The sequence below is a fragment of the Collinsella sp. SGI.241 genome, assembly GCF_050312955.1.
Lineage (GTDB): Bacteria > Actinomycetota > Coriobacteriia > Coriobacteriales > Coriobacteriaceae > Collinsella.
The window spans coordinates 1-264 of sequence record NZ_JBNPKM010000038.1; the positions used below are offsets into that span (position 1 = coordinate 1).

The 264-nt window shown below is 68.6% G+C and carries 1 protein-coding gene; it reads left to right on the forward strand.

Features of this window, described 5'->3' with window-relative positions:
• Positions 1-51: 51 nt before the first annotated feature.
• Positions 52-264: hypothetical protein (locus ACQQ92_RS08460; RefSeq protein WP_427796247.1), on the forward strand; the 213-nt coding region annotated here is incomplete at its 3' end.

Below are 264 nucleotides of genomic sequence, written 5' to 3' on the forward strand. Positions count from 1 at the left end.
GCCTGCCGTCTCTCGGTTGACGGAGGGCCCGACTTGGAGTGGTCCCCCGGTATGAAGGTTTCCATTCATGCGGCGGCCGCGCCCGGCGCGAAGCTCAAGTTCGTCTGGCAGAAGGACTCCTGGGCCGAGTGGGGGGTTGCGCAGGGGGCGTCCGCGGCCACCTCCTGCACCTGGGAGCCCGCGTCGTCCGGTTCGTACAGGGTCTACGTCGACGTCTCCGTCGGCGGCCTCTCCGCGACATCCGTGCTTCCCGTCAGCATAACC